Source organism: Streptomyces sp. NPDC008092 (assembly GCF_042957285.1).
GTDB lineage: Bacteria > Actinomycetota > Actinomycetes > Streptomycetales > Streptomycetaceae > Streptomyces.
In genome coordinates this window covers 144,712-164,299 of sequence record NZ_JBIBHY010000003.1, presented here as the reverse complement: position 1 = coordinate 164,299, position 19,588 = coordinate 144,712, and the positions used below count along the sequence as shown (strand labels likewise).

Below are 19,588 nucleotides of genomic sequence, written 5' to 3'. Positions count from 1 at the left end.
CCCGAGACCATCTGGCCCGACCTTCCCGGCCGACCGTTCCGGCTATGTCGTGACCCTTACGGTCCGGGCCAGTTCGTCGGTCAGCTCGCACAGGGCGTCCGTGTGGGCCAGTGCCTGCCAGGACGTCAGCAGCACCAGCCCCCACGTCTCGTCGGCCCGGATGCCGTACGCGCACGTCTCCATCACCGTCCCCAGCCCGTCCCGGCCGGCGTCCCGGACGTACGCGTGCCGGACGCGCACCGCGGGCCCGGCGGGCAGGGTACGCAGCTCGGCCTCGGGCGGCCGGTAGGAGTCGGCGGTGGGGGCGGCGAGGTAGCGCTGGAGGAGCTCGACGGTCACGGCCGGGTACGTCTCGTCGGCGACCAGCGCCGACAGCTCGATCCGGGCAAGCTCGCCGAGCCGCGGCTCCGGCACGTACGACAGCGCGGTGACGGGTCCGCGTTCGCGGGAGTCGGCGGCGGCTTCGCGGAGTTCTGCGGTGAGGGCGGTGAGGAGCTTGGGGTCGGGGGCGTCGGGGCCGACGAGCCGCGCGGCGGCCGCTCCCTCCGCCCAGGCACGCAGGTCGACGCCGGCAGCGCGCACCGGCAGGGATATGGCGTCCTCGGGCACCTTCATACGCACGGTGGACGCGGCGAACTCAGGCATCAGACCATCCATTGCAGAGTGCGGGCAACGGCGTCGAAGAGGCCGACCAAGGCGTCCGCCAGCGGCTCCATCGGCGTCGAGAAGGAGAGCAACAGCCGCTGGTCGCTGTTCGGGACGGCGAGGTAGATGTCCAGGTGCGTGACAGCGAGCTTGTTGCCGTCGGGGTCGTCGGCGGCGGGCCGGCGGAGGTAGCGGTGGCGTACGGCGGGGCCGGCGGGGAGGTCGACGAGGGTGACGTCCTCGGCGGTCGCGCGCACGGCGAGGGAGCGGGCGATGTCTCCCAGGTCGCCGGCTTCGGTGCCGGGAGCCGGCCGCAGCAAGGTGACCACCAGGCCGGCGGAGACCGGGACCTGGCCGAGGAGCTGGTTCATGACGTACATCTCGACACCGCCGTTGGCGTGCGCCGCCTCGGCCTGCTCCCGCATCCGCTCCGCGAGCGCGGCCTCAAGCAGCGGACCGGCCTTCGTACGCCGTAGTCCGCGCTTGACCACCTTGTCGATACGGTGCGCCCACCTCTCGGGATCGAGCACGATCCGCTCCCAGCCCTCGGGAACGGCGAGGCGGTAGTCGGAGGGGGGTGCGGTGGCCGTATCAGCTGCCCCGGCGTTCATATCGCCGTCCCGGTCGCCCGGTCGTACCGCTTCCGCCGTCCGATGAACGCGACCGTCATCGGTGCCAGCACGAGCACCACGGCGGCGCCCAGGCAGACGTACCCCTCAAGGACACCGCCGATCTCGGACTTGGTGCCGAGGGAGGGCTGATAGTGACCGGCAGGGTCGACGACGGCTGTCGTCGTCCGCCCGACCCGGTCGGCACAGTTCTCCTTGTTGTCGACCACTTCATGGACGGACCCGTCCCGCAGCCGGACCCTGCAGTACGTCTCACGGGTCCCATGCGTCCATTGACGGGTCGGCGTGGCGATGGTGACCGTCTGCTCCACCCCGCGCAGTTGCAGATACCAGGCGTTGGCGAAGTACGAACCGACCAGGACCAGCACGAGATAGGCGGCCGCGGTGACATACCGGGCGACGGAGGCCCCCCGCGAGTCACGGGTCTTGAAGGCCACCCAGATGACCAGCAGTCCGAGGAGCAGGCCGACGAACGCCGCCGCCTTGCCGATGAACAGGCTGGATAGCAGGCAGACGACGACCGACGCGGCCGCCACCAGAAGCAGCCGGACCCACGGCCATACCGGTGTTCCGCCGCCGTATCCGGCCCACCCGCTCCGTACCGGCCGAGGGTCGGTGGTGGCCTCGGAGAACTCGGCGAGGATGGTGCGTACTCGTCGCATGCCGTCCGGTCCGGCCGCGATCCGGCGCAGCTCCGGCAGCCCCAGGCCCACCTCTTCCAGCGACCGCTGCCATTTCTCCGGCAGTTCCGCGAACAGCTCGTCGACGGACCGCTCGTCCTCACTAGCCACGTGATCCTTGCTCTTTCCGCTCTGGGAATCCTGACGGCCGACGGGTCAGCCGCTGGTGCTCCAGTGCCAGTTGTAGAACGGTGTTCCGCCGGCCCCGATGCCCGGAATCTCCTTTGCGCCCCGGAGGACGTTCGGCCCGGTGATCCACGGCTCGCCGGAGTGCGTGTGCGCCAGGTTCGACCAACCCGCCAGGAGCGGCAGCACCTGGCTGCCGTAGTACAGGGCCTTGGCCTGCCCCGCCATGCTCTTGAACGAGGAGTCCGCGATCTTCGACAGCTCGGGCGCCGATTTCGCGAAGGCCTTGGCCGCCCGGTGCACCGCGGGGGCATCGCGGATGTCGGTCGCGTACGCCTTGAGGTTCAGCGACTCCTTGACCACCGAGCGCATCCGCGGCAGGAGCTTCGTGGGCCCTTCGGACAGCGCCTTGCCGATCTCGCCGGGTTTGACCCCGTTGAGCGTCTCGGCGAGTTCGCGGGCCGCCGTCGGGTTCAGCCCGACCTCCTGGGCCAGCCGGAAGTCCTTGACCGCGGAGGCGCCCCGGGCGGCCATGGCCGCCTCCTTGGCCGTCGTCCCCAGAACCCGCCCGGCGCCGAAGGACAGTACGCCGATGGCGTCGATGGCGACGTCCAGCCAGGTGCCCTTGCCATCCAGCGCGGAAACGGTGTCGCAGACCAGGGCGACGACCGAGGCGACGAGCGCCAGCGCACCGAGCACCTCACCGAGGACCGGTACCCAGCTGAGGGCGAGGGCCAGCACGCCCAGAACAGCCGCGGCCACCCCCGCCCAGTGCCCGACCTCGGCGACCCAGTCCTTCCAGTTGTCCCACCAGTGATGCTTGGGATCCTTCAGCCCGTCGCCGTCGATGGCATCCCGTATCGCCTTGGCGGCGTACCCGGCCTGCGTGTCCCGGTAGTCGAGCGCGGCCCGGAGCTCCCGCTTCGCGGCATCGAGCTCCCCGTCCGAGGCCTCCTTCTGCCGCTTCAGCTTCTGCTTGTCCGGATGGCTGTCGTCCGCGGACGGATGCCGGTCGATCTGCTCCTGATAGTTACTGCTGTCGGCATCGGCAGCCGCAGCCTTCTTCAGCGCGGAACGCACACGGTTCTGCGCATGGTTGAGAGCGGTGGCCCAGTTCTCCCGCACGGTGTCGGCGACGGGCTCGTACGGCACGGAGGACCCGAGCGCCGCCCCCGCCGCCGCATACCGCTGATGCGACCGGCTCAGCAGCTTGACGGTGTCGCCGGTCTTCGTGGTGAACGCCTTCCCGGCGTCCGAATCCCACCCGTTCCCGTCGACGAGGTTGTTCAGCTTGCCGGCCTGCTCCTCGATCAGCCTGGCGGTGTCGGAGATCCGCTTCCCGAGCCGGGCCACCTCGTAGGGATCCCCCGGCGTGAACTCCCGGTCGTCGTACCGGGCCGTCTGCCAGTCGACACCGGCGAAGTCGTGATCGCTCACTTGTCCCCCGGCTGAGCCCTGACCAGCGCGTCGGCGAGATGCTGATCGACCCCGTCGTAGGCCTTCGCCGCCTCACCCGCGGTCTTCCCGAGAAACTCCAGCCCGTCGCAGAGCTGCTTCCGCTTCTTCTTCCAGTCGTCCGCGAAGTCACCGAGGGCATCGGCCACCTCACCGGACCCGATCTCGGACCCGTACGAGTCGACGAGATCCTTCGCATGTTCAAAGTTGGACTTCAACTTCGCGACAGATCTGCTGATCTCCCGCAGCTCTGTCGTGGACACCCTGACGTGGTCCGCCACTACTACCCCCGTGAACACCTGCCTACCCGGCCGCCCCGCGAGACGCAGAGGGCCAGGGTCACTGTGTGTCGAGGGTTTTCGGGGCTACAACCAACGGACCGCAAAGGGAGCCCAAAGGAGGGGGCGGCGCCCGACCGAGCGGTACGGGCGTCCACTCCATGCCCGCGCAATCTTCACGATGCCCGTGCGGCCGGCCCCGGGCGAGGCAATGTCACGCCATCACCACAGGCCACCTCGCCCTGCAGAGACGCCCCGAATGTCCTCAACCATCACATTTACAGCGATGTTCGCGGTGGCGAAACCCGGGATCCCACAGATACCGTTTGCACTCTTGCCGAACTTCATTCTCACGGGGGAGTACACAGTGAAGCGCCGCACCTTGCCCGTTGCCGCCGCGCTCGCCGCGACCGCAGCTCTGCTGCTGACGGCGTGCGGAGGCGGGGACGACAGCTCCAAGGACAAGAACGACAAGATCGCGGGGGCCGGTGCAGGAGGGTCGAGTTCTGCGTCGCCCTCAGCCTCTGCCTCCGCCTCGCCCGACAAGAACGCTCCGACGTTCGCGTTCCCGTCGGACATCACGGTGACGGTGGACCGGCAGCCGACGGGAGACGTCACGAAGGACGCGATCCTGCGGGACGTGGCCTACTCGACCCAGGCCAATATCGAGGCTTTCGGCAAGGGGGACGGCAAGTCCACCAACATGAGCCGCTACTTCGGTGGAGCTGCCTTCACCTATTGGTCTCAGCGTGTTGCAACCCTCAAGAAGCAGGGCCTCACGCTCACGGGTCACTACCGTTACTACGATTTCGAAGTCACCGACGTCGCGAACGGCAAGACTGCGGCGGCCCGCTACTGCGAGGACCAGAGCAAGGCATACGGCAAGGAAATCAAGACGAACAAGGTTCTGCGTACCAAGGCGAGCAACAAGGATTTCGTCCTCTACACCCTTCAGGCGGCTCGGGACTCAGCGGGCGACTGGCAGGTCACACAGCAGAACTGGAAGAAGGGTGACGCGGCGTGCGTCCAGGGCTGAAGTCCGGCGCGGTTCGGGCCGGTGTCCGGTTCGCCTTGGTCGCAGGCCTCGTCGTGACGCTGGGGACTGGATTCCCCGCCTACGCCGGCGATCCCAAGACAGGTGATGACACCGGGACCGGTGGGCAGCCTCCCGCCGACCCCGGCGGGGCCCCTGGGAGCAAGTCGGGTGGCAACTCCGGCAACGGGTCCGTCGGCGCCCACATCCAGATCAACCAGAGCAGGACCGGCGGCTCCGGAAGCTCCACGTCGAGGGCCACGTCCTCGAACGCCAACTGGAAGCCCCCCGTCTGCTGGTACGAGCCCATGTACACGCCGGACGAGTACGAGGACTTCATCAAGTCCTCGTACAAGGGCGCCCAGGAACCGGCCGCGAGCTACGCAAAGAAGCGCGCCGACGAGGACTACCACAAGGGCGACAAGGGTCTGTGGTGGCAGGTGCAGTTCCGCAATGACAACTACACCGACGCCTGTCCCGTGACCCCTGACAACTGGGAGATCTGGATCCCGCCCGCCCAGCCGAAGGCGGACCCCAACCAGCTGACGCCGGAGATCCTCTCGGAACTCGCCTACAACTCAACCAAGTTGCCGAAACCACCCGTGGTGCTGAACCCGAGTGCGAACCACCTCAAGGTGAACGTCGGTACGCGGGTTAAGTTCGAGGGGAACTTCGACCGGGTCTGGACGACCGCCAGCATCAATTACAAGGGCGTAGCGATGGCCGCGACGACCGTCGCGACCCCTGTAGCCCTCAGGGTCGACGCGGGCACGTCGGACGCCGATCCGCAGAGCTGCACGTACGACCTGGTGAAGGGCAACGATGGCTACACGGTCGACAGCAAGGACGCAGCCTGCAACGTCACCTACCAACGCTCGTCCGGAACCGGCACCTACCCCTTCGTGGCGTCGATCACCTGGAACGTGACCTGGACGGACTCGGCCGACCCCGACGGACCCGCACGGCAGCCGGGCCTGCCCGACGGCCTGTCGACGTACGAGCAGAACGTGACCGTGAAGGAAATCCAGGCGGTCAACCGCTGACCAGACGTGAGCGGCCCGCCGGGCTACGGCTCGGGGCCACTCCAGGAGACCGGAATCCGACATGAGTGACCTGCGCCTCGAAGACACGATCTTCCAGGACCTGAAGAAGACCTTCTCGTCCATCAGCGACCGCATGGAGACCACCCGCCGCACGCTCCGCAGCGCGGACGCCTCGGCCGTCGGCGAGAAGCAACTCGTCGAAGACGTCCAGGACTTCGCCGACGACTGGGGCTACGGCATCAAGCAGCTCGGCAAGCACACCCAGGGCGCCGTGAAGATGATCAACAAGATCGGGGAGAGCTTCGACAAGCTCGACCTGGACCTCGCCGAGTCCCTGAAGGCTCCGCAGCAGAAGGGCAAGTGACGTGGCTGGGCAACGACCTGCCTTCCCCCACATAGGCTGGGATCCCACGCCGGGGAGCGTGGAAGACACCCGGGACCTCGCCAAACAGCTCGGCAAGCTGGCCGGCGAGCTGGGTACGGCGCTCGGCGAGCTGGACCGCATCGAGACCGGTGCCTGGAAGGGCAAGACCGCGATCGCTTTCAGCGAGTACATCGGCCAGGACGTCACCCCGCTCATCCGCAAGAGCCACGATTCCTTCGACAAAGCCTCCCGCGCCCTGCACCGCTGGGCAGGCGAACTCCAGGACTTCCAGGACCGGGCGGACCGGCTGGAGAAGAGTGCCGGGGAAAGGCTCGACGCCAAGGCGAAGGCCCAGGCCAAGGCTGGCAGCGACGGCAGCATGGACCTGGGCAAGGCGTCCAGCGCGGTGGACGGCGTGATCCAGAAGGTCCACGAGCTGGAGGAGGACTACCGGGCGGCCGCCCGCCAGGTCGGCAAGGAACTGGACAAGGCCGGCGACATCGCCCCCGACGAGCCCGGCTTCTGGGACAAGCTGGGGCACGGGATCGCGAACGCGTGGGATGCCACGGGTGACTGGCTCAAGGAACATGCCGACCTGATCAAGGAAATCGGCGACATCCTCAGCGACGTCACCGCGATCCTCGGCGTGCTGGCCATCATCACTCTGCCCTTCGAACCTCTCGGCGCCATCTTCGGAGCAGCAGCCGTTCTGACCAGTGGAATGGCATTGCTGGCGCACTCGGTCGCCAAGGCAAGCGGTGCTGACGTCAGTTGGCTCACTATGGGCACGGACGCGCTGGGACTGCTGCCGGGTATCGGCCTCCTCGGGAAGGGTGCCAAGGTGGCCAGCAAGGCAGCCGCGGCCGAGAGGATCGCGGAATTCGGCAGCGGCTTCAAAGTGTCCGGCATCGAGCGCGCCTTCAACGTGATCGCAACGGGCGACATGGCAAAATCTGTCGAGGGCGGTATCGGTCTGCTGGGCAGAAGAATCGTCCTGGGCGGTGCGGGGAAGGACCTCGGACTGCTGTCCCATGAGAGCGGTGCGATGAGCCGCCTCGCCGGGCTCGCCGAGGCGGGGTATCACCAAGGTCAGTGGCTCGGTACCAAAGGTCTGGCGCTCGCGGGCGAGAAGTTCACGGTCGACCCGTTGAGCAAACTGGGCAGAGGGATCGACGTGGCAGGCAAGGTGCTTCCCAAGGGCATCAGCATCGGCCTGCACAGCGGTGACTCGGCCAACCCGGGTGACAGCCTCCAGCAGTCCGCCACAGCACATTGAGGCACGAGAACATGACGAGATGGCAACCTGACCTCGACGAGACCCTTCTCGCGCGCTGTGGAGTGAGTTTCGCCACCGGCGTCGCCACACCCGTATCCGGGATGCGCTGGTTCAGGGACACGACGCGACGGGACATTCAGGGCGAGCTGCCGGGCTGGCCGGCAGGTCCGGAATTCACCGCCCGCACCAAGAGCGAGAGCCGCCTGCGTGAGGGAGGCAAGTTCGGCGCTCGTACTCTGCTCGTGGCGACCCTCGGCGTCCTTGAATCGCTGGCCGGGTCCGGCAGCACAGGAAACGTCTCCCGACTCGGACAGCCCGAGGAGCCGGAGAACGAGGTCGAGGACTTCCCTGTCATGTGGGCGGCTCCCGGGACGCTCGCCCGTACCCTCCCGTGGCAGCTCGACACCGGGCGCCGTCCCGAGACGAATCGAACCCATCTGGTGGTGACGACCCGGCGGGTCCTCGTCCTCGGACTGCTGGACGACAAGAACACTCCCCACGACAACGTCCTGTGGGAGACCGAACGGTCCAACATCACCGCCGTGAAGCGGATGAAGTTCAGCCGGTACAAGGTGGACTTCAAACTCGTGTTCACCGACGGATCATGGAGTCGCCTCGCGGGTTGGAACACAAACTGTCGTGACGATGTCACCCGCCCCCTGGCCACCAGTCCTGAACTGCTGGCCGGCGATGCGCTCACACAAGGGCAACAGGGGACCGTCGCGGAGTTCCTGAAGCGCCAGAAGGGACCCGGCGATCTCGTGATCAGCCGTCGGCCGAGCGGCCATTTCCTCGCCGAGTATCTGAGGACCAGCACGATCGATCCCGACTACGGAATCAGCAGTGACTTCTCCCTGATGGGCGTCAACGGCGAAGACGTTCCGTTCCAAGAGGGCGACCTCTAAACCGGATTGGAAGCGGAAACCCAGTGACCACGCCTCTCATAATCGTCGAAGCAGATATCCCTCCGCTGACGTTCGACGTTCCCGAGAGCTTCTTCACCCTCCCACTTGCAGCCGAACCCGAAGCGCGGGCCGCGCTGTCCGACACCTTCGTCCGGGATCTCTACTCCCATGGCGACGAAGCGCTGTGGACTCCGGCCGCCCCGTATTACGCGGCCCTGGCCGAGCAACTGGCCCTCACTGGCCTTTCGTACTCGGCCCTGGGCTTGTTCTCCACCGAAGACGGAGGCGTCGTCCAGTGCGCCTTCACCGTGGCAGCGGTCGAAACCGATCATGCGGACCCGGAGACTGCGGCACACGGGATCCTGGTCGCCCTGTCTCGTGATCCGCGCCACGACGCACGTTGGATGGATCTCCCCTGCGGCCCAGCGGTTTCCTGCGTAACCATGCGCGAGGTGACGCTCTCACCGGAACTCACTGCCGATCACACGGAGAAACAACTCCTGACGGGGCAGATCCAGGTCCATGTCCCGTTCCCGACGGGCCCCTACACTGCCGTGTTCACGCTCCACACGGCTTCCACCGAATACTGGAACGAGTTCTGCGACGGAACAGTGGCGATCCTACAGACGGTGTCATTCCCTGCCCTTGGAAACGGCACGGACTCAGCAGGACATGGAAACGGCGGAGCCGACGAACCGACTCTCGGGAACTGAGTCCCACGGACTGGTGGATTCGACGCCGGAGTTCTGAGAACTCGCAGACTCCTCAGGTGTTCGGTTCCCTCTCTTCGGGTGCATCGGACTTGGGCTGTTCGACGACGAAGGATCCCTTGCCGCGCACTGTGACGATCAGGCCGCGCTCGCGCAGTTCCTGTGCGGCACGGCGTGCGGTGAGACGCGCTACGCCGTACTCGTCGGCAAGATGGTTTTCGGAGGGGATGGGCCTGTCCGGCGCCAGATCTCCAGATGCGATCTTCCCTGCGATGACGTCGGCCAACTGAACGTAGAGCGGTCTGGCGCTCATGGGGTCAAGCGGGGTCATCGGTTCTTCCGTATCGCTCATATGTCCAACGTAGAGCGGTAGCGACCTGCACAATCGTATGGATCCCTCTGCACTTGTATGCAGAGGGCTATATACCGGTGTAGCGTCGAAGACGACAGACCCCGGCGAGGTGGCTAGACCTCCCGGGGCACGGCCAACGCTTACAAGGAGCGTCGACATGCACGACCTTATCCCCCGCACCCTCCAGTGGCTGCGCCTCCTCTTGGCCCCCGGCACCGGGAAACGGCGCCGCCGCCCTCACCGTCCGCCGTTCCCCCACCTGCACCTCACCCTCGTACGCTGCCCCCTCACCGCCGAGCCCTCGCACCTCCCCGGCCACCGATCGCCGTACGGCCTGGCCACCCTCCTCGACGGCACCGACTCCGCCCTCATCCGTCCCTACCTCACCGCCCACGAACGCGAGGCCGCCCTCCAGCAGCGCCGCCGCCTCGCCCTCGTGCTCGCCGCCGACTTCGGGATCGACCTCGACCAGCACGTGATCGGCGTGCCGGAGGTGGCTGCGTAATGGAACAAGCGAACAGCCACGCCCGCACCCCGACCTCCCCCCGCCTCCTCCCCTGGCCCACCCCCGAGGGCAAGCCCTGCTACCTGGTCACGGACGACAACGGCGGCTACCTCTCCCGCTTCGCCGACGACCTGGAGGCCACCCAGCTCGCCACCGGCACCGACGTCCTTGTCAGCGCCCGCCAGGTGCTGGACGACCCGATGTCGCCGTACACCGAGGTCCGCTACGCCGGCATCCGCCTCGCCGAATGCCTCACCGACGCGCTGCGCGTCGCCGAGTCCCGGGGCATGCGCCTGCCGGCGCCGAAGGCCGAGGGCAACAGGGGATGACGCTGGCCGGGACGTCGTCCCGGCCAGGCACCGACGGCTACTGCCGCTGGTCGCGGTGGGTCAGTGGTGGCCGTTGCCGCCGTCGCTGCGACGGCGCTGGAGCGTGAACTGCTCGAAGACCGACAGCTCACCTGTGGGCGTGATGATGTTGTAGTAGGTGACGTGGATGCGGGTCATGTCACCGGGGTGACGGCCCGGGTCGACGGCGAACTCGGCGAAGCCGTACGGATGCTCGGCGTCCCGGACGCCGATCCAGACCGCCGTCTCCTTCTCCTTGACCGAGTTGAACTTGCCGACGTGCTCCATCTGGACGTACGCCGAGTGATGCCCGTGCCCGTCGGCGTCGTCGGTGGTGAAGCTGTTGTTGGTGATGCCGGACACGCCGCCACCGCCGAGGACCATGTGCGTCGTGCCGTGCTCGCTCTCGATCACGTCGAGTGCGGTCTGGCTCGGGTTGGGCGTCAGGGTGACGCTGCCGGGGACGACGCCACGCACCGCCAACGACCGCTCGTAGTCGTGCTCGTGGCCACAGACCACCAGGTCGACGCCGTACTTGTCGAACAGCGGGCCGTACGCCGCACGCAGCGCGACGTCGGGGCCGTTCGCGGCGGTCGCCGAGCTGATCATCACCTGGTGCATGCAGATGACGATCCAGTCGATGTCCTTCGAAGCCCGTGCCGACTTGAGCTCCTTCTCCAGCCAGGCGAGCTGCCGGCCACCGGAGTAGCCGTTGATGTAGATGTCGCCGCCCTCCTGCAGGGCGATGTCGTCGTTCTGCAGGGAGATCACCTTCACCGAGCCGACGGTGAAGGTGTACCAGAGGTTGTCGAGTTCGGGCTGGGTCTCGGTCGAGGGCAGCTCGAAGTAGGTCTGGTACGCGTCGAGACCGATCTTGCCGTTGCCCAGCTCGATCTCGTGGTTGCCCGCGGCCGGCATCCACGGACGGAATCGCGCCGAGCGGCTGTTGTTGGTGAGGAAGTCGTGCCAGACGCGGATGCGGTCGGGCCCGGTGTTGGCGTAGCAGAGGTCACCGTTGAGGAGGTGGAACAGCGGGCCGACCTTCTCGATGCCGGTGACGATGTCGGCAGCGGCGGGCGTGGCGTTGGGCTCGAAGTCCCGGCCCGAGGCGTCGGCCGGGTTCGCAGCGGTCTTCCACGTCACGCTGGGCGTGCCCTGGTCGCCGAAGCTGGTGAAGGTGAACGGGGCTCTGCCGGACGGCGCCGTGTGGAAGGTGCCGGCGTCGGGGGTGGCGCCGTCGTGCTGGGCCGCGTACAGGTAGTCGGTGTCGGCCCTGAGCTTGCTGATCAGCGCGTGATGGACCCAGACGGTCCGCCCGGAGGTGCCGTCCACGTAGGTCTTCGTCGTCGCGTGCGCTGTGGAGCCGAAGCCTCCGCTCAGCGTGCCGTAGACGACCCGCGGGTTCTTGACGGCCGCGTCCGTGACCCACGAGACGACCATCTGGCTCCGCGGGTCGGCGCCGAAGGTCAGGTGCAGGCCCTGAACGGGGGTGGTGGCCGAGCCGGTGGTGAGACCGGTGACCTCCGACCTCGCCGGAGCCGCCTCGGCGGTTCCGGCGCCGAGGATCAGCGGCCCGGCGGCGGCGCCGGACACTGTCGCGCCGACCAGGCCGAGCGCGTTACGTCGAGAGATTCGAGTTTGCTTGGATTCTTCGGACATTCCGAGGGCCTTTCGCGTCTTCGGGTGCAGTCGAACACCGACCGGACAGCAGCGGTTCGAACACGGCAGCGGACTGCGGCAGGCCAGTGGTGCGCACAGGCACGGACGCTAGGAAGAACAGACGACCGGCGCGGCAGGACGGTCATGAACGCCAGATGGCAGTCACCGCAACGGACAGCAACTCCCGACAGCCCGGCCCTCCATCGGCCTTGAGGGAGTGGGCCTCGGCGTGGTGGACGAGGCCGGCGATCACGGCGGCGGCGACGGTCTCGTCGCCGAAGACCACTCCCCCGCGTCCGATCAACCTTGTTGACGCGCGGAACTCACGCCCCACGACGCCTGGGACTTGGGCATGCAAACACGTCTGAGGCCGCCCTCCGTCCAGGCGTGATCAGGACGCACCTCACACCCCCCGAGCACCCCATGCGCCCAGAATTATCACCATTCACAGGGAAGTTCGCGCTGGCGAAACCGAGAACCTCCCCGATAGCGTCGGACCCCTTGAATGGACTTTTGTCTCACGGGGAGTTCACTGTGAAGCGCCGTACTTTGCCCGCCGCTGCCGCCCTCGCGGCAACCGCGGCACTGCTGTTGACCGCCTGCGGCAGCGGGGACGACAAGGCCGGCGACAACGCCAAGATCGCCGGCGCCGACCAGGACACGAAGACGCCGACGGCTTCGGCATCGGCTTCGGGAGCACCGGAAGCGGACAAGCCGGACGGCGTGGACGTGTCGCTGCCCAAGGACGTGAACCTGGTCTTCGACTGGGAGAAGCCGAAGGACAAGAACGAGGCGGCGGCGATGGAGGACGCGGCGAACTACGTCCGCGCCATCTACCACGGTGTCTACAAACGCACGTCCAAGGTCGCGGCCGTAACGGCCTACTCCACGGGCGACGGGCTGAGCTACGCACAGACGCAGATCAACGACAGGGTCGACGGCGGCTGGACTGCCACTGGCACCCGACGTCATTACCAGGCCACCACCCGCTCCGCCTCGAACGGCAACTCGGTGGAGGTCGACTTCTGCGTGGACTCAAGCAAGTTCTACGGCAAAGAGGTCAAGAACGGGAAGGTCTTGAAGACCGAACCCAGCCTCGCGGACTACGACTACTTCAAGATCATCATGGTGAAGCTCCCCACGAGCGAAGGCCTGTGGCAGGCATCCAAGGTGTTCGTCGAGGCGAAGGCAGCGAAGTGCCGATGAACATGCCACGGCGTGCGGCTCTCGGCGCCGGCGTAGCCGCCCTGGCACTGACCCTCGGCGTCACCACCCTCACGGCACCCGCCTACTCGGCAGAACCTTCGAGCAACGTCCATGGAGCCGGCACGAACGAGAAGGGCGGCAAGGACGACACCGGCATCTACGCCGCCGCCCGCATCCAGTACTCCGGCGCCGTAACCCACGACGGCAGCACCGGAAACGTCACGTCCTCCGACGTCAACTGGACGCCGCCGCCGTGCTGGTACGCCCCGTACCTCGGCGCGAAGGACTTCAAGAAGAAGATGTCCGAGCAGATCGAGAGCGCCAAGAACACGCCCGGTATGGGCGGCACCGCGGGCGCGGCGATCGGCGAGATGCAGCAGCACTACGAGGACGGGTACGGCTGGACCGACACCCCCGGCTACAAGGACTACAACGTCGACAAGGACGGCGAGGGGATGTTCTGGGCCGCGGTCGAGAATCCGGATGAACCCGACATACTCAAGCGGAGCTCGTGCAACGACCTCCCCTTCTGGGTCGAGAACGGCGACGCCCCGCCGGCCCGGTACGAAGAGGCCGTCACCCCGGAGATCCTCGCCGCCCTCGCGTACCAGCGCATGCAGTTGCCCGACACGAAGGTGACCCTCGCGCCCGAAGGCACCACCAAGGTGAACCTGCCGACCTGGGCCTGGCTCGACAAGGCCGTCTTCGGTGAGGTGCAGGCCACGGCGGCCCTCGATGTCCCCGGCTTCGCCGTCCGGGCCACGACCACCGCGAAGCCCGTCTCCCTCAAGCTCGAACCCGGCACCACGGACGCCGAGACCTTCCCCGCCTCCGGCGAGTGCGTCTTCAACGCCGACGGTTCCATCGGCAAGCCCTACGCCAAGGGAGACGCGGGCACGACACCGCCCTGCGGAATCAGGTACCTGCGCTCCTCCGGCGACGGCGTCTTCAAGCTCCGGGCGACGATCACGTGGAAGATCTCCTGGACGGGCACCGGCGACACGGGAGACGACCTGCCCGACGGCACCTTCGGAACCACGCAGGACGTGACCGTCAAGGAAATCCAGGCGGTCGTTCGCTGATCGGACGCGTGTGCCCCGAGGAATGCGGGAATTCGCCGTGCCGTTCACAATGCACCCGGCGGTCGGCACGGCAGTGCCGGCCTGGGCCGGGACAGTCGCGTGTGCAGTCGCGTGGTCGTCGACGGTCGGTCGACGACCATCGGCGCTCTCGCCTCAGAACCCCACCGTCAACGTCCGCGCGATGCTGTCCGCGGCTTCCTCCATCTCCTCGTCGATGCCTGGCACGGGCCAGGAGACCTGGAGCAGGACGGCGTTGTCAGTGCCTTCCGGGAGGACGCCGTACGTGACTGTCTGCAGCAGCACTCCGGGACCGCCGCGTGGCATGCCTGCCGCTGCGAAGTTCTGGCGGAGGCGCACGGCGGGGCCGAGAGGCAGTTCGGGGTGTGAGATCTGCGGGGGACCGAATTCGTGTGTGCTGAACGTCTCCGCCAGCCACTTGAGGGACAGCCGGGGGACCGTCTCGTCGGGCCGGACGACCTCGACCTCCAGGAGGGCCAGGGCGGTGTCGAACCCGTCCGGATAGAAGGCGAAGCCGTACAGCGGACCGCGGCTGCGGCTGTCCTCGGCCCAGCCCCGCAGGTCCTTCCGCAGGCCTCTGCTGTCCAGCTCGTAACCCGCCGCACGGCTCCGCTCGCCGAGTTCCGCCGCGGTGGTCTTCGCCCACTTCTTCACGTCGTCCGAGGGATCGAGCGGGAGTGGCACCCAGTCCGTCGGGCAGACGATGCCGCATGTCTCGATGTCACTCATAGGTGTCGTCACCGTCCAGCCAGGCGAGCGAGCCGGCCACCGCGTCGAAAAGCTCGACCATGGCGTCGGCGATCTGCAGGAGTGGGGTGGAGAAGGTCAACAGAAGGTACGCCGTGGTTCCCGGCACCGGTAGTTGGTAGTCCACGGTGACGGAGGGGAGCGCCTCGTCGCCGCTTCCGGGAGCCCCGGCCGGAGCAGGGGTGCCCGGTTGCCCTGTCGTCCGGCGCACGCGGACCGCCGTGCCCGCCGTCAGCTCCAGGACCCTGGCCTCGGCGGCCATGTCGGCCGAGAGACGTCTGGCCAGTTCGGTCGGGTCAAGCTGGGCTGTGCCGGGCGCCGGTCGAAGCAGCGTGATCAGCAGGGAAGCGGGGATCGTGAGGGGGCCCGCCTGCTGGAGACTGAGGTACAGCTCGATTCCGCCGTCCCCGTAGGCCGCCGTGGCCTGCGCCAGGAGCTCGTCCCGCAGTTGCCGCTTGAGGTGGGGTGCGTTGTCGACCCCCGCGAACTGACGGTCGACCAGGGCGTCGACCGAGCCCTCGCGCCCCTCCGGGTCGATCCGTACCCGGAACCAGCCGTCCGGCAGCAGCAGCCGGTAATCGGCGGGGGATGCGGGATTGCGGGTGCTGCCCGCGTTCGCGGTCACAGTGGCTCCGGGGTGGTCGGTCCGGCCGGTGTCGTCATGCATGCTCGTTCGGCTTGTCGTAGTGGAATCGGCTGAACAGCGACTTCGCCGCAGCCGGGCCCCATTCGGCCACGATGGTCAGTGCGGAGAACAGACCGGCAAGGCGCGCTGTGAGGCTGTCACCGAAGAGTCCGGCGAGCAGCACGAGGCTGAAGAAGGGAACCAGCAGCAGCTCGTTCCCGCCGATCACCGAACTGTGCCAATTCGACTCGGCGCGCGCGTCCTTGGCCGGCAGAGGCGACATCGCGCGGGCGTCAGCGGCGAGGGGGTGGCTATGCCACCAGGGCTTCGTGGCTCCCGTGGTCTGTCTGCTGTTTCGCACCTCCTCGTCCACTGCGCTGACCGAGAGCGCCGAGACCGCTTCCTCCCAGCGACTCCGGCCCTGCGGGCCGGCGAACCAGTGCCGCCATGGCAACAGCGCCCGGGCCTGGCCGCTGCGATCCCTGAACTCGACGCCCAGCGGCTGCCGGTCCCCCGGGGACACGAGGCGTACGAGCTGCGCGACGCCGTGCGCGCCGTCGCGTCCGAGCCAGCGCTCCCGACCGACGGTGTCGGTCAGCACCACATCACCGGGCAGCACGCGTACGGACGCCGTGCGGCGAAATCTGGGCGTGGCTCCCTCGCCTGTCGCCGGTTCGGGCGTGATCAGCGCCGCCTCGGCGAAGTACCGGCCGGCGTCCCGTCGGTTGCGCCACCACCCGCCGACACGCACCACGGAGTCGGCTGCCGGTACCGCGAACAGCGCGCCCGCGGCGACCGGCAGACACCAGTCGGCATCACCCGCGAAGGCGACGACGAGCGCGACGAGCCAGCCGAAGAAGCCGAACCCTCTGATCCAGCCGTGCCAGCGCGGCAGTTCGCGATGAACCGCGCGGTCCGGAGCCTGCCCCGAGCTGCCCGGTTCCGGCATCGCGCCTTTACCGGTCCTGGAACGCGGCTTCTCCTCCACCGGGACAACGAGAGCCGCGGCCAGCTCCCGCAGCCCGGTCCGGTCCAGGCACTCCGCGGGTTTCAGATCCAGGATCCCCACGACTTCGGCTTCCGGCAGCCATTCGGCGAGGGGGATGCACAAGACGTCATGTCCGTCCTCGTTCTGGAAGAGCAACACACCCCAGCGTTCGGCAGGCCGCTTGGTGACGGTTTCCCACACGTCGGTCGGCGGCGGGACGAACACGGCTCGCCGAATGCCTCCGGGACCGACCGGATACCGGCGCTCCCTCAGGCGACGGTCACGTACGACGAGGGTCCTTCCGTCCGCGTAGAGACGAGCCCGGCGTACGACATCGACGTTGTGCGGGCGCATACGTCTGGGCCGCACCAGGGCGTTCTGCCTGCCCGGCAACTCCTCCGTCGTCCGCTGCTCGGCCCTCACTGTCCGCTCACCCATCGCTCGTCGTCGTGGCGTCCTTGACTCCGGTCGCCGACCAGACCCCGTCGTCCAGCCCACTGATCCCGACATGATCCCCGATCCAACCCGTGATCTCGCCCTTGTCGAGGAGGTCGGTGGCCGAGGCGACGAAGGTCGAGCCCGCCCAGATCCGGGTCTGCGTCTTGAACACGCCGCTGGCCGCCTTCACGGCATCGTCGGCTCGCAAGGACTCCGAGATCCGGCCCATGCTGTTCTCCAGCCCGGCGATGCCGCTGTCCCCGAGCCGTGGTCGTGCTCCGGCCCAGGTGGAACCGTCACCCAGCTGCCGCAGGTTGCTCCATTTGAGGTCCTGGACGCCCTTGAGGCCTTCCCACGTCTCCTTGCCGATCGACTTGGGACTGAAGGCGTCCAGGAGCCGCGCGGTTCCGGGGTTCCATCCCTTCGGTGCGCCGGCGAGGGCCTCGGCACCGGCCTTGCCGCGCAGCGCACCACCGCTGAGTTCGTTGGCTTTCCGCCATGTCTGGCTCAACGCCCGGTCATAGGCGGCCGAACCGGGCTTCGCCCTGATGGCGCCCCTGAGCATCCGCCCTGCCGCGGTTCTCGCGGAGACTTTCGCGGCCAGTGACGCGCCCTTGGCCCCCGCGATGGCACCGCGGCCGATGCCCAGCGTGACGAGGCCCACGACGTCGAGAGCGACGTCGAACCAGCTGCCGTCGCCGGACAGGGCCAGCAGGACGTGCCCCACGAGCGAAACCAGGGTGGCGAGCAGTGCGATGCTGCCCAGGATGCCGGCGAGCGCCTGGCCGACGATCGGGATCCACCCCACCATCAAGGACAGCGTCCCGCAGATCGTGGCGATCCAGCCGCTCCACGCAAGGATCGACTCGATCACCCCCGCATGATCGTGCACCCACCCCTTGAACTTGTCCCACCTGCTGTCCTTGAGACCGTCGTGGTCGATGGCGTGACGGATCGCGTCGCGGGCTCGTTTGGCTGCCGCGTCGCGGAGGTCCTTCGCCGCCTCCAGGTCCCGCTTCGCCCTCTCCATCGCTGAACCGGCCGCTTCCTGACGGCTCTGCAGCTTCTTGCGGCCCGGATCGTCGTCCGGGGTGTCCTTGGGCAGCTTGTCCAGGGCGCTGCCGCTCGCCCGGTGCTCGTCGTCGGCGGTCCGGGCGTCGCGGAGTGCCTTGTCGGCCATCTGCTGCGCCCGGTGGAGCTCCGAGGCGTACTCGGTGGAGGACGAACCGTCCAGGACCCGCTCGCCCAGTGCGTCGGCCGCCGCATCGTAGCGCTGGAAGGCCTTGCGCAGTTTCCCCTCGGCCTCCTGGGCCTGCTGGCGGAATTCGTCCGCCGCCTTGCTCTGCCACGCCTCGACCGAGGACATCGCCTTGATCTCGGCGGCCTGCTTCTTGATGGACTCGGCGGTCTTGCGCAGCTCTCTGCCGAGTGCGGCGACCTCGTCCGGGTCGCCGGGCACCGGATCGGCCGGCTCGCCGATCACCGCCCATTCGTCGGCCCGGGGCCGCGTCACTTCGCGCCTCCGGTGGGCGCGGCCGGCTTGGCATCCGTACCGCGCAGGGCATCGGCGAGTTGGTGGTCGATGTCCTCGTAGCCCTTCGCCGCGGCGGTGAGGATCTTCGAGAGTTTCTCCAGTTCGTCGAGCAGATGCCCGCGGTGGACTCGCCAGTTGTCTCCGAAGTCGTCGAAGACGTCGACCAGACCCTGTTCGCCGAAGACGGGCACCCCCAGCCCCTTCGCCGGATTCGCGTTGTCGGCGAACTCCTTGTGGATCCTGGAAAGCGAGCGAGCGCTCTCCTTGATACGTGCGAGATCAGCCGTCTGATCCGACACAACTACCCCCGTTGCCCCGTTGGGAAAGCTCAAGAAACGTCCGCGCAAAGCCCGTCGGTGCGATGGCCGACCGCTCCATCGCACCGACGTGACTCGTTACATCCTGAGATGCCCGGTCGACTAGCCCTTGGCCTGCTTCGCCAGCGAGTCGTCCAGCTGCTCGTACGCTTCCTTGGCCTTCTTCAGGAAGTCGGACAGCCCATGCAGGCCCTGGATCGTCTTCGTCGCGCCCTTCGTGAAGTCCTTCATGGAGTCGTCGTACGCCCCCGAGGCCTTCTGGGTGGTGAAGCCGTTCTCCACCAGGGCGGAGACGCGCTTCTCGACGTTCTTGATCTTGTCCTCAAGCTCGTGCATGTCCTTGATCAGGTCGCCCGCGACCTTCTCCATCTCCGCATATGTGAGATCTGTGTCCTTGCCGGCCATGACGGCTCCCTCCCGTTCGTGTGGCCTCAGGGCCTTCCCCCGTGGCGTTGTCCGTGCGGACCGTGGCCATGTCATGGCCGCGTCCGCACGAGCAAAGATCCTACGGGGGTGACGCGTGCGACCGCACGGCCCCAGTGCGGTGGAATCGTGAACCGTGCTCATCCCGTTGCACCCGGGAAAGGCTGGGCGGCTAAGGTCAATTCCACTGTTGTGTTGGGTGC

General features: G+C 67.7%; 23 protein-coding genes. 10 read left to right on the top strand and 13 right to left on the bottom strand.

Annotation, left to right across the window (positions count from 1 at the left end; translation table 11 throughout):
- Positions 1 to 42: 42 nt before the first annotated feature.
- From ACFZB3_RS09940 to ACFZB3_RS09920, 5 genes are read right to left on the bottom strand one after another with little or no spacing between them, the layout of a single operon-like run.
- Positions 43 to 645 (bottom strand): hypothetical protein, encoded by a 603-nt coding sequence (locus ACFZB3_RS09940; protein ID WP_391372547.1) that lies wholly within the window; start codon positions 643 to 645, stop codon positions 43 to 45.
- Positions 645 to 1,256, bottom strand: coding sequence for a hypothetical protein (locus ACFZB3_RS09935; RefSeq protein WP_391372544.1), 612 nt, complete (start codon positions 1,254 to 1,256; stop codon positions 645 to 647). The genes ACFZB3_RS09940 and ACFZB3_RS09935 overlap by 1 nt, the downstream gene beginning before the upstream one ends.
- Positions 1,253 to 2,065: a hypothetical protein gene (locus ACFZB3_RS09930; protein WP_391372541.1), complete on the bottom strand. Its 813-nt coding sequence runs from the start codon at positions 2,063 to 2,065 to the stop codon at positions 1,253 to 1,255. The genes ACFZB3_RS09935 and ACFZB3_RS09930 overlap by 4 nt, the downstream gene beginning before the upstream one ends.
- Before the next feature lie 45 nt (positions 2,066 to 2,110).
- Positions 2,111 to 3,517, bottom strand: coding sequence for a hypothetical protein (locus tag ACFZB3_RS09925; RefSeq protein WP_391372538.1), 1,407 nt, complete (start codon positions 3,515 to 3,517; stop codon positions 2,111 to 2,113).
- Complete coding sequence (locus ACFZB3_RS09920) at positions 3,514 to 3,816, bottom strand: hypothetical protein (protein WP_391372536.1); 303 nt, start codon at positions 3,814 to 3,816, stop codon at positions 3,514 to 3,516. Before ACFZB3_RS09920 ends, ACFZB3_RS09925 begins: the two co-directional genes overlap by 4 nt.
- 364 nt (positions 3,817 to 4,180) lie before the next feature.
- Here ACFZB3_RS09920 and ACFZB3_RS09915 point away from each other — a divergent pair, with 364 nt between their 5' ends.
- The 6 genes from ACFZB3_RS09915 to ACFZB3_RS09890 all read left to right on the top strand — a co-directional run bounded on the left by ACFZB3_RS09915 (position 4,181) and on the right by ACFZB3_RS09890 (position 9,147).
- Positions 4,181 to 4,849, top strand: a complete 669-nt coding sequence (locus tag ACFZB3_RS09915; RefSeq protein WP_391372533.1) for a hypothetical protein — start codon at positions 4,181 to 4,183, stop codon at positions 4,847 to 4,849.
- Complete coding sequence (locus tag ACFZB3_RS09910; RefSeq protein ID WP_391372530.1) at positions 4,834 to 5,889, top strand: hypothetical protein; 1,056 nt, start codon at positions 4,834 to 4,836, stop codon at positions 5,887 to 5,889. Before ACFZB3_RS09915 ends, ACFZB3_RS09910 begins: the two co-directional genes overlap by 16 nt.
- A gap of 61 nt (positions 5,890 to 5,950) precedes the next feature.
- Positions 5,951 to 6,253 carry a hypothetical protein gene (locus ACFZB3_RS09905; RefSeq protein WP_391372527.1) on the top strand — a complete coding sequence of 101 codons (303 nt, stop codon included), beginning with the start codon at positions 5,951 to 5,953 and terminating at the stop codon, positions 6,251 to 6,253.
- Positions 6,254 to 6,311: 58 nt separating this feature from the next.
- Positions 6,312 to 7,529 (top strand): enoyl-CoA hydratase/isomerase family protein, encoded by a 1,218-nt coding sequence (locus ACFZB3_RS09900; protein WP_391372524.1) that lies wholly within the window; start codon positions 6,312 to 6,314, stop codon positions 7,527 to 7,529.
- Positions 7,530 to 7,591: 62 nt separating this feature from the next.
- Positions 7,592 to 8,434 carry a hypothetical protein gene (locus tag ACFZB3_RS09895; RefSeq protein WP_391372521.1) on the top strand — a complete coding sequence of 281 codons (843 nt, stop codon included), beginning with the start codon at positions 7,592 to 7,594 and terminating at the stop codon, positions 8,432 to 8,434.
- A 23-nt stretch (positions 8,435 to 8,457) separates the two neighbouring features.
- Positions 8,458 to 9,147: a hypothetical protein gene (locus ACFZB3_RS09890; protein WP_391372518.1), complete on the top strand. Its 690-nt coding sequence runs from the start codon at positions 8,458 to 8,460 to the stop codon at positions 9,145 to 9,147.
- A gap of 52 nt (positions 9,148 to 9,199) precedes the next feature.
- Here the strand turns inward: ACFZB3_RS09890 and ACFZB3_RS09885 are convergent, their stop codons facing one another.
- A complete protein-coding gene (locus ACFZB3_RS09885; protein ID WP_391372516.1) occupies positions 9,200 to 9,496 on the bottom strand; it encodes a GntR family transcriptional regulator in 297 nt (98 codons plus the stop codon).
- A 157-nt stretch (positions 9,497 to 9,653) separates the two neighbouring features.
- Here ACFZB3_RS09885 and ACFZB3_RS09880 point away from each other — a divergent pair, with 157 nt between their 5' ends.
- Both ACFZB3_RS09880 and ACFZB3_RS09875 read left to right on the top strand, forming a co-directional pair.
- A complete protein-coding gene (locus ACFZB3_RS09880; protein WP_391372513.1) occupies positions 9,654 to 10,001 on the top strand; it encodes a hypothetical protein in 348 nt (115 codons plus the stop codon).
- Complete coding sequence (locus ACFZB3_RS09875) at positions 10,001 to 10,330, top strand: hypothetical protein (protein ID WP_391372510.1); 330 nt, start codon at positions 10,001 to 10,003, stop codon at positions 10,328 to 10,330. The genes ACFZB3_RS09880 and ACFZB3_RS09875 overlap by 1 nt, the downstream gene beginning before the upstream one ends.
- 60 nt (positions 10,331 to 10,390) lie before the next feature.
- Here ACFZB3_RS09875 and ACFZB3_RS09870 read toward each other — a convergent pair whose 3' ends face one another.
- A complete protein-coding gene (locus ACFZB3_RS09870) occupies positions 10,391 to 12,007 on the bottom strand; it encodes a fibronectin type III domain-containing protein (RefSeq protein WP_391372507.1) in 1,617 nt (538 codons plus the stop codon).
- Between the two features lie 534 nt (positions 12,008 to 12,541).
- On the opposite strand from ACFZB3_RS09870, the gene ACFZB3_RS09865 reads away from it, so the two are divergent.
- Both ACFZB3_RS09865 and ACFZB3_RS09860 read left to right on the top strand, forming a co-directional pair.
- Entirely contained in the window at positions 12,542 to 13,213 is a 672-nt protein-coding gene (locus ACFZB3_RS09865; RefSeq protein ID WP_391372504.1) for a hypothetical protein, read from the top strand.
- Positions 13,210 to 14,295 (top strand): hypothetical protein, encoded by a 1,086-nt coding sequence (locus tag ACFZB3_RS09860; protein WP_391372501.1) that lies wholly within the window; start codon positions 13,210 to 13,212, stop codon positions 14,293 to 14,295. The genes ACFZB3_RS09865 and ACFZB3_RS09860 overlap by 4 nt, the downstream gene beginning before the upstream one ends.
- Positions 14,296 to 14,448: 153 nt before the next feature.
- Here the strand turns inward: ACFZB3_RS09860 and ACFZB3_RS09855 are convergent, their stop codons facing one another.
- From ACFZB3_RS09855 to ACFZB3_RS09830, 6 genes are all read right to left on the bottom strand, one after another.
- Positions 14,449 to 15,042: a hypothetical protein gene (locus ACFZB3_RS09855; protein ID WP_391372498.1), complete on the bottom strand. Its 594-nt coding sequence runs from the start codon at positions 15,040 to 15,042 to the stop codon at positions 14,449 to 14,451.
- Positions 15,035 to 15,727, bottom strand: a complete 693-nt coding sequence (locus ACFZB3_RS09850) for a hypothetical protein (protein WP_391372495.1) — start codon at positions 15,725 to 15,727, stop codon at positions 15,035 to 15,037. Before ACFZB3_RS09850 ends, ACFZB3_RS09855 begins: the two co-directional genes overlap by 8 nt.
- Positions 15,720 to 16,898: a hypothetical protein gene (locus ACFZB3_RS09845; protein WP_391372492.1), complete on the bottom strand. Its 1,179-nt coding sequence runs from the start codon at positions 16,896 to 16,898 to the stop codon at positions 15,720 to 15,722. The genes ACFZB3_RS09850 and ACFZB3_RS09845 overlap by 8 nt, the downstream gene beginning before the upstream one ends.
- 205 nt (positions 16,899 to 17,103) lie before the next feature.
- Positions 17,104 to 18,624 (bottom strand): putative T7SS-secreted protein, encoded by a 1,521-nt coding sequence (locus tag ACFZB3_RS09840; protein WP_391372489.1) that lies wholly within the window; start codon positions 18,622 to 18,624, stop codon positions 17,104 to 17,106.
- Positions 18,621 to 18,944: a hypothetical protein gene (locus tag ACFZB3_RS09835; protein ID WP_391372486.1), complete on the bottom strand. Its 324-nt coding sequence runs from the start codon at positions 18,942 to 18,944 to the stop codon at positions 18,621 to 18,623. Before ACFZB3_RS09835 ends, ACFZB3_RS09840 begins: the two co-directional genes overlap by 4 nt.
- Positions 18,945 to 19,064: 120 nt before the next feature.
- Entirely contained in the window at positions 19,065 to 19,367 is a 303-nt protein-coding gene (locus ACFZB3_RS09830; protein WP_093499785.1) for a WXG100 family type VII secretion target, read from the bottom strand.
- Positions 19,368 to 19,588 lie beyond the last annotated feature (221 nt).

Excerpts from the sequence above, each read along its gene's own strand:
- ACFZB3_RS09940 (WP_391372547.1), bottom strand. The coding sequence starts at position 645 with ATGCCTGAGTTCGCCGCGTCCACCGTGCGTATGAAGGTGCCCGAGGAC.
- ACFZB3_RS09935 (WP_391372544.1), bottom strand. The coding sequence starts at position 1,256 with ATGAACGCCGGGGCAGCTGATACGGCCACCGCACCCCCCTCCGACTAC.
- ACFZB3_RS09905 (WP_391372527.1), top strand. The coding sequence starts at position 5,951 with ATGAGTGACCTGCGCCTCGAAGACACGATCTTCCAGGACCTGAAGAAG.
- ACFZB3_RS09885 (WP_391372516.1), bottom strand. The coding sequence starts at position 9,496 with ATGAGCGATACGGAAGAACCGATGACCCCGCTTGACCCCATGAGCGCC.
- ACFZB3_RS09880 (WP_391372513.1), top strand. The coding sequence starts at position 9,654 with ATGCACGACCTTATCCCCCGCACCCTCCAGTGGCTGCGCCTCCTCTTG.
- ACFZB3_RS09875 (WP_391372510.1), top strand. The coding sequence starts at position 10,001 with ATGGAACAAGCGAACAGCCACGCCCGCACCCCGACCTCCCCCCGCCTC.
- ACFZB3_RS09870 (WP_391372507.1), bottom strand. The coding sequence starts at position 12,007 with ATGTCCGAAGAATCCAAGCAAACTCGAATCTCTCGACGTAACGCGCTC.
- ACFZB3_RS09860 (WP_391372501.1), top strand. The coding sequence starts at position 13,210 with ATGAACATGCCACGGCGTGCGGCTCTCGGCGCCGGCGTAGCCGCCCTG.
- ACFZB3_RS09855 (WP_391372498.1), bottom strand. The coding sequence starts at position 15,042 with ATGAGTGACATCGAGACATGCGGCATCGTCTGCCCGACGGACTGGGTG.
- ACFZB3_RS09850 (WP_391372495.1), bottom strand. The coding sequence starts at position 15,727 with ATGCATGACGACACCGGCCGGACCGACCACCCCGGAGCCACTGTGACC.
- ACFZB3_RS09830 (WP_093499785.1), bottom strand. The coding sequence starts at position 19,367 with ATGGCCGGCAAGGACACAGATCTCACATATGCGGAGATGGAGAAGGTC.